This window comes from Mucilaginibacter sp. P4_E8, assembly GCF_056401495.1.
The window spans coordinates 116,250-126,777 of sequence record NZ_JBFUJG010000009.1; the positions used below are offsets into that span (position 1 = coordinate 116,250).

7 protein-coding genes are annotated in these 10,528 nt (G+C 39.6%); 4 read left to right on the top strand and 3 right to left on the bottom strand.

The annotated features are described in order from the left end of the window. The first annotated feature begins 67 nt into the window (after positions 1 to 67). The 4 genes from AC1DRQ_RS06225 (at position 68) to AC1DRQ_RS06240 (ending at position 7,374) form a co-directional block, all read left to right on the top strand. Entirely contained in the window at positions 68 to 3,346 is a 3,279-nt protein-coding gene (locus AC1DRQ_RS06225; RefSeq protein WP_477422934.1) for a glycosyl hydrolase, read from the top strand. Positions 3,347 to 3,354: 8 nt separating this feature from the next. Continuing rightward, positions 3,355 to 5,055 carry a hypothetical protein gene (locus tag AC1DRQ_RS06230; RefSeq protein WP_477422936.1) on the top strand — a complete coding sequence of 567 codons (1,701 nt, stop codon included), beginning with the start codon at positions 3,355 to 3,357 and terminating at the stop codon, positions 5,053 to 5,055. A gap of 206 nt (positions 5,056 to 5,261) precedes the next feature. Continuing rightward, complete coding sequence (gene abc-f / locus AC1DRQ_RS06235) at positions 5,262 to 6,851, top strand: ribosomal protection-like ABC-F family protein (RefSeq protein ID WP_477422938.1); 1,590 nt, start codon at positions 5,262 to 5,264, stop codon at positions 6,849 to 6,851. 73 nt (positions 6,852 to 6,924) lie between these two features. Further along, on the top strand, positions 6,925 to 7,374 hold the full coding sequence (locus tag AC1DRQ_RS06240; RefSeq protein WP_429398986.1) for a DoxX family protein: 450 nt from the start codon (positions 6,925 to 6,927) through the stop codon (positions 7,372 to 7,374). A 103-nt stretch (positions 7,375 to 7,477) separates the two neighbouring features. On the opposite strand, the gene AC1DRQ_RS06245 is transcribed toward AC1DRQ_RS06240, so the two are convergent. The 3 genes from AC1DRQ_RS06245 to AC1DRQ_RS06255 all read right to left on the bottom strand — a co-directional run. Further along, complete coding sequence (locus AC1DRQ_RS06245; protein ID WP_477422940.1) at positions 7,478 to 8,281, bottom strand: phytanoyl-CoA dioxygenase family protein; 804 nt, start codon at positions 8,279 to 8,281, stop codon at positions 7,478 to 7,480. 23 nt (positions 8,282 to 8,304) lie between these two features. Then, a complete protein-coding gene (locus AC1DRQ_RS06250) occupies positions 8,305 to 9,381 on the bottom strand; it encodes a GNAT family N-acetyltransferase (protein WP_477422942.1) in 1,077 nt (358 codons plus the stop codon). A gap of 321 nt (positions 9,382 to 9,702) precedes the next feature. Continuing rightward, a partial coding sequence (locus AC1DRQ_RS06255; protein WP_477422944.1) for a glycosyltransferase occupies positions 9,703 to 10,528 on the bottom strand: 826 nt, incomplete at its 5' end.

The following is a 10,528-nucleotide window of genomic DNA, read 5'->3' on the forward strand; positions in this document are numbered from 1 at the left end:
ACAACCCGTTCTTAACAGGTAAACATATACCTGTTAAGAACGGGTATGAAATTAAAATGTCCAGGCAATGAAGATCATGGAAGTGAATAGAAAACGGCTTCGGTCAGTTAATGCCCTCTTTTTATCATGCACTTTGTTACTTGCCGCCTGCGTAACAAAAAAGAAGGTGCCCGTTATTTCTGCTGCCGTACCAATGGCTGCCCTGGAAACAGGATTTATGACCGTTCCTAATTCTATTCAGACCAGTATTTACTGGTACTGGTTATCGGATAATATTTCAAAAGAAGGCGTTATCCGTGATCTTGAATCGATGAAAAAGGTTGGGATCAACAGGGCATTCATTGGCAATATTTGGCAGGATGATGTTCCTGCCGGAAAAGTAAAAATATTTACCAATGAGTGGTGGGATATTTTGCATGCCGCCCTTAAGCGGGCTACCGAACTGAATATTGAAATAGGAATATTCAACAGCCCGGGATGGAGCCAGTCTGGTGGTCCGTGGGTGAAGCCGGAACAATCCATGCGATACCTTACGTCAACAAAATTCAACGTTAAAGGACCTTTGAAGTTAAACAAGCTGCTGGCAGTTCCTGAACCTAACTTTCAGGATGTAAAAGTTATTGCTTACCCGGTAAATAGCGAATATTTTAGAGACATGCGGGCCCTCAAGCCAATAATAAATGTGGTTCCCGCTATCGCAGGCATAAAAAGTATCATGGACTTTAATGATACTACCGGCGTAATTTTTAAAGGAGCTGGCCCATATACTATTGATATTACAGCAAGTAAACCATATACTGTTCGCAGTTTAACTATTGTTCCCAACCGTAACCCAATGATGTTGGAAGGCGACCTGCAAATAGAAACAAATGGTATATATAAAACAGTTAAGCATTTTAAAATAGACCGCAGCAACAATGAACCCAATGTTGGGTTTAAACCATATGGTCCTGCCGCTATAGCCGTTACGGCAAGTAAATCAAATAATTTTAGGTTAGTGTTCACTAAATTCTCTAAAAACGGTGGAATTGCCGAAGTAAAACTGTCGGCTACTCCTGTTGTTGAAAATTATATTGAAAAAACGCTGGCAAAAATGTGGCAAACACCTTTTCCATACTGGGATGCTTACCAATGGGCACCGCAGCCTATAACTGATAGCAACCTGGTAATTGACCCGGCGAAAGTTATTGATGTTTCTAAATTCATGACGGCCGATGGCATTTTAAAATGGGATGTACCTGCGGGTAACTGGGTAATTGAGCGTAGTGGTATGGCGCCAACAAATGTTCATAACGGGCCTGCATCGCCACAGGGTACTGGCCTGGAAACGGATAAGATGAGCAAGGAACATATCGCCGCTCATTTTAATGCATATTTAGGCGAAATCATCAGGCGTATACCTGCAGCAGACAGGAAAACCTGGAGAGTAACCGTAGAAGATAGTTACGAAACCGGCGGGCAGAACTGGACGGACGGATTTATCGGAAAGTTTGAAAAACAATATGGCTACGATCCTACTCCTTATATCCCGGTTTTACAGGGAAGTATTGTTGGAAGCGCAGAGAAATCAGACCGCTTTCTTTGGGATTTGCGCCGTTTAATTGCCGATAATGTAGCGTATGAATATGTTGCAGGTCTTAGAGAGATCAGCCATCAACATGGCCTCACGACCTGGCTGGAAAACTATGGACATTGGGGCTTCCCGGGGGAGTTTCTGCAATACGGAGGGCAGTCAGACGAAATTGGCGGGGAGTTTTGGAGTGAGGGGAGCCTGGGAAACATCGAGAACCGGGCAGCTTCATCAGCCGCTCATATTTACGGCAAAACCAAAGTATCGGCCGAGTCGTTTACCTGTGCAGGTGCGGCTTATTCCCGTTACCCGGCGATGATGAAGCAACGTGCCGACCGTTTTTTTACGGAAGGTATTAACAATACGCTTTTGCATGTATATATCAGCCAGCCTTACGAGGATAAGGCACCGGGTGTTAATGCCTATTTCGGGAATGAATTTAACCGGTTAAATACCTGGTTTTACGACATGGATATTTTTTTACAATATATCAAAAGATGTAACCTGATGCTGCAGCAGGGCAAGTATGTAGCAGATGTGGCCTATTTCATTAGTGAGGATGCCCCCAAAATGACAGGCGTTCAGGATCCTGCTTTACCACAGGGTTATTCCTTTGATTACATTAATGCTGAAGTGATTAAAACCCGGTTATCCGTTAAAGATAATAAACTGATATTACCTGATGGAATGTCTTATAGTATGCTCGTACTGCCGCAATTAAAAACGATCCGCCCGGAGTTGTTGCTGAAAATTAAAAATTTGGTTGAGCAGGGAGCTATTGTACTTGGCCCAAGGCCTGCAACATCGCCAAGTTTACAAAACTATCCTGCGGCGGATAAACAAGTTAAGCAACTTGCAGATGAGCTTTGGGGTAACATTGATGGGAATGCAATAAAAATTAACCGTGTTGGAAAAGGTATGGTGATGAGTGGCATGAACATGCAGGAGGCACTGGACGCGGTTAAGATCAAACCTGATTTGAGAATTCCACAAAGCGATTCAGTGCTGTTTATTCATCGTGAATTAAAGGAGGGTGCTGTTTATTTTATCTCAAACCAAAGAACAAAAACTATAAAAATTGAACCTGAGTTTAGGATCAATAACAAATTGCCGGAACTGTGGGATCCGTTAAATGGCACCAGGCGCAATCTTACCGCTTATCGCCAAAGTGAAGGCTTCACTACTATTCCGCTGCAATTGGAGCCGATGGAAAGCGCATTTATTGTTTTTAGAAAAGATACTATTTTAAATAAAATAAACACCTTTGATACGAACTATCCAGCCCCTGTTAAAACGATAACGATTGATAAACCCTGGTCTGTTCAATTTGACCATAGCATGCGTGGACCGGCTAATCCTGTGATCTTTAAAACACTCACCGATTGGTCAATCAATGAGAACGACAGTATTCGTTATTATTCGGGCGCTGCCAGGTATTATAATTCATTTATGTGGGATAAAATTACCGATGGCGACCAGGTATTTCTTACAATGGCAGCAACGAATGCTATAGCCAAGGTAACGCTTAATGGCATCATGCTCGGCGGCACCTGGACGGCTCCTTATAAAATAAATATTACGAAGGCACTAAAAAAAGGCGTAAATAAACTGGAGATTAGGGTTGTAAATACCTGGGTAAACCGGCTTATTGGCGACAGTCGCCTGCCGGTTAACGAAAGGAAAACCTGGACCATGCATAACTCTTACAATGCGAACAGTAAACTGCAGTCATCAGGATTGCTGGGGCCTGTGAAACTGGAATTAATAAAAAAATAATTAAGCCAATGAAAATAAATTCCCGCCAGAAACAATGGTTGATCACACTTTGCTGCATCACTGTTTTCAGCACTTTGTGCTCTTTTTATTTGGTTAAACAACCCGTGCTAAAAAATGATGATGAATCTCCCAGGATCATCAATATTGTCAATTTTATCCGCTTGCTTGAGCCAAGAGATCCAAAAATTACGCAGGAGGTGCTTTTTCAAACGGTAGTTAAGCAGGTGGAGATCATGAAAAAATACAAGCTTGGCGGAACGTTTCTTTTACAATATGATGCATTACTTGATAAAAGATATCAGAAACTATTGGCTGGTCTTCCCAAAGATTCCTTTGAAATAGGTGCCTGGTGGGAGATCCCTCAGCCACTGGTTGAGAAGGCCGGGCTGAAATGGAGAGGGCGCTATCCTTGGGATTGGAGGGCAAATATTGGTTTCTCTACCGGGTACACTCCCACGGAACGAAAAAAACTTATTGATGTTTACATGGCCGATTTTAAGAAGATCTTTGGCTATTATCCCAAATCGGTTGCATCATGGTTTATCGATGCCTACAGCCTCAATTACATGTATAAAAAATACCACATCGTTGCATCTGCAAATTGTAAGGATCAGTATGGTACAGATGGGTATACCCTATGGGGTGGTTATTGGAACCAGGCTTATTATCCAAGTAAGCTCAATTCCTATATGCCCGCCCAGCATGAGCAGAACCAGATCCCTGTACCCATTTTTCGTATGCTCGGCAGCGACCCGGTAAGACAGTATGATACCGGATTAGGATCTAACAGGCAAGGGGTGATCACCCTGGAACCTGTTTACAAATTCGGGGGCGGCGATTCGACCTGGGTAAACTGGTTCTTCAAAACATTCGCTGATGATAATGCACTGGGATTCAACTATACGCAGGCCGGGCAGGAAAATTCTTTTACCTGGGATGCCATGGCCAAAGGCCTTGAATTACAGATGCCGTTAATAGCAAGGCTTAGGGATGAACATAAGGTAAGGGTAGAAACATTGGAAGCATCGGGCCGCTGGTTTAAAAACAAGTACAGGATTACGCCATCAACGTCCTTTTCGGTAAGTAAGGACATAGAAGGAAGTGACCTTAAAACGGTATGGTTTAACAGTCGTTTTTACAGGGTTAATATGTTATGGGAAAAAGGCGGGTTGAGGATACGGGACATTCATTTATTTAATGAAAAACTTCCATCTGTGTATGAAACGCAGGCAGCTACGTCAAATGAATGTGCATTTTTCACCTTGCCTTTTGTAGATGGCTATATATGGAGTGCAAAAGATCAGATTGCCGGTTTACGGTTAAAAGCAATAGTTGACGGAAAAGAAATATTATTGCAGGGAAAAGATCCTGAATTCATTAAAACCGGACCATCAGCAATGCGTATTAGCTGGCCTTTAACATCGGTTGAAGGAACACTTGAAGTTAATTTGAATGAGAAACGAATTAAAATGAAACTGGTGACTGCTAAGCCCATCAATTGGTTTTTTGATCTGAATACGGCGGATGGTATTAAGCTGCCGTTTACCGGGGTAAATGGTAAAAGCCTTAATTGCCGGTTTGAGGGTATGAACTATGCAGTTAAAGCAGTCGAAGGGTTTTTTACCAAACCAGATAACGGATGTATATTAAGAATCAGCCCGCAGGTGAATACCATCACATTAAACCTTGCTGAAACGTCAGGTAAATAAAATTATTGATGGATCCTGAGCTGCCAGATATAATGCTTAGCAGTAGCTCGCTGCTTGTATTATTTTTGTTTACAGCAATTTTTTTTCTTATCATTGCCCGCATAATCATAAGAACGCCTATATGTAATAAATAATTTCTTTCAGGAAAATAAACAGAGCCATCATAACAGGTTCCTGTAATTATTCACTCTTTAAAGGAATTAAATATGCTTATTCTTCAAGGCGTTACTTACATACATCCCAACAGAGATTTATTGTTTGCTGATATAAATCTCGTCATCAATAAACAAGATAAAATTGCATTAATAGGCAATAACGGAGCAGGGAAATCTACCCTGCTGAAAATATTAGCCGGAAACTTACCTCCTACAAGCGGACATGTCAAAGCTGCTTCAAGGCCATATTATATACCGCAGCTTTTTGGCCAGTACAATAATTATAGTGTAGCTCAAGCCCTTCGGGTCGAGGATAAATTAAAAGCGTTAAAAGAAATTCTTGATGGCAATGTAACCGATGAAAATATGACCGTGCTTGACGATGACTGGGCAATTGAAGAACGGTGCAAAGAAGCTTTTACGCATTGGAAGCTTGATGAATTGGACCTGTCTCAAAAAATGGGAACCCTTAGTGGTGGGCAAAAAACAAAAGTTTTCCTTGCCGGGATTAGTATACACCGACCTGAAATAGTTTTATTGGATGAGCCAAGCAACCATTTAGATACGTTCAGCAGAAGCATTCTTTATCATTATATAAAATCTACTAACAATACTTTAGTGGTGGTAAGTCATGACAGAACTTTATTAAATCTCCTTGATAACGTTTACGAACTCAGCAAACGTGGTATAACAATTTATGGGGGTAATTATGATTTTTATACTGAGCAGAAAATGGCTGAAAGCGATGCATTGAATCAGGATTTGAAGAGCAAAGAAAAGGCACTCCGAAAGGCGAAAGAAACAGAGAAGGAATCACTGGAAAGGCAACAAAAGCTGGATGCCCGTGGAAAGAAAAAACAAGAAAAGGCGGGGCTTCCTACCATTTCCATGAAAACGTTTAAAAACAATGCCGAGAAAAGCACTTCACGCATGAAGGGTGTTCATGCCGAAAAAGTGGATTCCATTTCGTTGGAGTTGAATCAATTGCGCAAAGAATTGCCTGATGTAGACAAGATGAAGATGGGCTTTGACAATTCGGCACTTCATAAAGGGAAAATATTGGTTACTGCAATGGAGGTTAATTTTGGATACAATGATCAATTGCTTTGGAAACAGGCATTGAACTTTCAGATCACAAGCGGTGAACGTATTGTTATTAAAGGGTTAAACGGCTCAGGCAAGACAACGTTAATAAAAATGATTTTGGGTGAACTTAAACCCCGGTCAGGAACAATGGAGAGCGTTGCTGTTAAGGCCATTTACATTGATCAGGACTATTCATTAATAAACAACAAGCTTAACGTTTATGAACAGGCACAACAGTTTAATTCTGGTGTGTTGCAGGAGCATGATATAAAGATTCGCTTAAACCGGTTTTTGTTTACAAAAGAATATTGGGACAAACCTTGTAAAGCGCTTAGCGGTGGAGAGAAAATGCGATTGATGCTTTGTTCCTTAACCATAAGTAACCGGGCCCCTGACATCATCATATTAGATGAGCCAACCAATAATCTGGACATTCAAAATATCGAAATTTTGACCGCTGCTATTAACGAGTATAAGGGAACGCTCATCGTCATCTCTCATGATGAATATTTTTTGAAACAAATAAATATAGAACATTCAATGGTTATTGGATAGTTTGTCATTTTATATCATGTTCGGGAAAGCGAATTTTAAAAACGAGTAGCTTTGGAAGATTAAAACCAAAACCATGAAAATAAATTTTGACCTGCCGCAATTATTTCTTCGCCTTGCTTTGGGCTTTGGCTTTATCCTCCCTGTAATGGACAGGTTAGGCATCCTGGGCGAAGCAGGGACAAATGGAAATGCGTGGGGCAACTGGAGCAATTTTGTAACATATACCCATTCACTGGTACCCTATGTAAACAACTCGGTAGCCAATATATTGGCTACAATTGCAACGCTTGGCGAGCTGGTGTTTGGGATCCTGCTTATTGTAGGTTATAAAACAAGGTTTGCAGCGCTGGGCAGCTTTTTGTTAACCTTGAGCTTTGCGCTGTCTATGCTGTGTTTTGCCGGTTACAGGGCTCCGTTCAGCTATTCGGTATTCGTATGTTCGGCGGCGTCATTGTTATTGGCAAATATCATACACTACAGGTGGAGCATTGATGTTATAAAAGAAACCCCATCAAATAACTAACCCAGTTCTTCATTRTCATTTACTTGAAAAATACCAAAACAAAAAAGCTGCAAATTTATGATTTGCAGCTTTTTTGTTTTGTATGATCGTATAGAACTTAAAATTAACCCTGGCCCGGCTGATACATTCTTTTTTCAACAGGTTGGTAATATTCGTTTAAATTTTCTGGTATCCTGGAGTTATAACCCAAAACTTGCCTTAAATGTTCACTCAGCCCCTCGCCAAAAGTATAGCCTAATGCCCTGGGATAATCAAGTTGTGGTTTAAAGAACGGACGGGTAAAGGCCATGGTTAGCGTTCTCCTTTTCCCGTTTGTGTTGTTTTTTCCGGCGGCGTGCCATAAGTTGGAGTCAAACAAAATAATGCTGCCTTTTTTTGCCACGGCGCGTTCGGCGTTATCGTAAAAATAATCGTCTTCTGGCTTATCATCCTGTTTATGAGAGCCCGATAAAAAATAGGTAGCCCCATTTTCAAGGGTAAAATCATCTAAAATAATCATCATTTGGATCATCATTTTAAAATCTCCTGTAAAACTTCTTATATCTCTATGGATATTCTGAACGTATGGCTTGTCATCTCTTAAATTGATCACTGCTCCTAATGAATTTAGAATGTAATTTCCTTTTAAAAAATGCTTTATTTGATCTTCACAATATCTTTGTTCGAGAAATTTTAAAGTAAAAGTATCTCTTTCAACAAGATGGTGAAGTGTTCCGTTCATGTTTGCACTTATCCCATTTGCAATTTGAATTTCGCGCCTTACCTCATATGCCTTTACCAATGAATCGGTAATTTCTTTAATAAAAGCAGCATCCATCGCATCTTCATAAACAATCCACCCAAAATCAGCCATAGTCTGATCAAAGGTAGCTATGTCAGCATCCGCATATGTAAATTTATTTTTCATGTTATTAATTGGTTAAGGTTAATTTAGGCAGTCATGGTTTCTATATTTGAAATATATGCCTGAGTATTTCTTTTTGGCTGACGATATAATGGGAAGTAATTGGCTCCGGCATTAACATCCACTCCGGCTTTTAAAACAAGGTCATTATAAGCCGTGTTATCATTGATATAACACCATATATGATCTTTTACCTGTAAATCTGAGAAATACCTTTTGAAGGTAAAAAGAGAATCTTCTTTACCACCTACTCCGCCCCCAAGATGGAAGATTTTTTTTCCAAGTCTTCTTCCAATCATACTGATTTCGTCTGTTAATAATTTGCTTGGGGATTCTTTCAAGTATTCTGGTGACGTTGCCGAAAGGTGATTTCTGATAATGCTATTTGACAATAAAAGAAGTGCACCGCAAATAAGTTCTGGTCCATCGTAAATAAGAAGAAGTTTGTTTTCAAAATGCTCTGCATTAAGAAGATTGGCAAAGTATTGCTCATCAAAATAATAGTTTCGTGAGGCATTAACCCGATCCATATTTTTGTAATACATTTCAGTGAAGTTTTTAATTCCTTCCTGGCTGTTGAGTTCCTTAATGATATAGCCTTTTTCACGCAACTTTCTTATCTGGCGGAAAAGCCTTTTATCATATTTACTTCTTTGATCTTCAACAGACAATGAAAGGTCCATATATAAGGTTGTTCCATTTTCATGTAAACCGCCAATGCTTTCCAATATATTATACTGATTAAGGAATGGATGCAGCCTTGAAAATATACAAACCGCGTTTTCTTCTTTCATGAAATTCACAAAAGAGGTTTTATAAGACGCGATTGTTAGCACCGATAAGCTCGAGAGATCAATATTAGATATCGGCCCACAATAGCCGTAGGCAGAAGTCATGTCGAAAAATAGAGAGTTTTCGATTTTTCTTTTAATTACAGGCAATGCAATGAAAAAGCCCTCTTCCTCATATACAAATAAAAGAGGTTCTCCTTCTTGATTTAAAGAATGATAGTTCCAGGTATGGAAAACCTCGTGTATTAGAGACTTGTCCATATAAGCATCCCATTCTTTTTTGTTTCGAATGGTAAAGTTTTGGGGATACATAAATTTATTTTAGTTTAATACAATTGTTAATAATGTTCTTTTATTCTTATAGGCATTGTTCACTGTTTTTAGCTTTTTTACGGGTAAATTAGATTATAAATGACGATGTCCCTTGATGTAGCGATGTCACTTTCTGGTATGATAAATGAAGTATATGTAACGTACAGGTAACTACTGTTCAAATATTTGGCGGAGTGGTAAATAAAAAACACCTGTCTGCAATTAGTAGCTGTTTAATAACCATAGCGCAGAAAAAAGGTAACAGGAGATTGATTGCATAGGCAATAATGCCTGCAACAAAATAAGGATTACAAATAATGACTAAAGGAGATACAATACAGTATCGTAAGCTTTACGTATCCTTTGCCGCTTTAACTCAAATAATAAGTATCTTCTTAAATATAGCAATAACAATCTTTTCTTCCGGATGCTGCGATAGGTGAAATGTTTAATGATCAGGTTAAAATCATTGATCATCATCTCCAGGCGGGCTTCTTCTCTGATCATACTCCATATACCGCCAACATGATTACGATAACAGCTCATTACCTCTGGCATTACATATATTTTACGGCCGGTATTATATGTTGCAAAAATTTTTAACATTTTATCGGCCGCATAACAGGTAAAGTACCAGGGCTTTTCAAATAACTCATACACCTCGGGGATATTATGATACACTACCGAAGCGGTTTTTGTTTCCACCTGTTTCCCTACAAGCAGGTCATTATAAGTATGTACCAATGGAACAGGCTTAGGGTCAACATAAAGCTCATTCCCATCTGTGTCAACTACCCGCGTATAATGGCAACAGATTATATACGCTGGATTTTGCTCTAAAAAGTCAACCTGTTTTTGCAATTTGTAAGGATCTGTCCAATAATCATCCCCATCACAAAGCGCAATGTATTTCCCCTTACAAACATTAGCCGCATTAATCATGTTAAGATGCGGACCTACATTTTTTTCAGGAGTCATCACTTTGATTTTATCCGGATACTTTTCCTCAAATGATTTAAGTATTTCGGATGTCCCATCGGTTGAGCAATCGTCACCAACAACAATATCAAATTGAAAATTTGTTTTCTGCATCAAAAAGCTCTCAACGGTTTGGGCAATAAATTGCTTTTGATTGTAAGCTGAACAG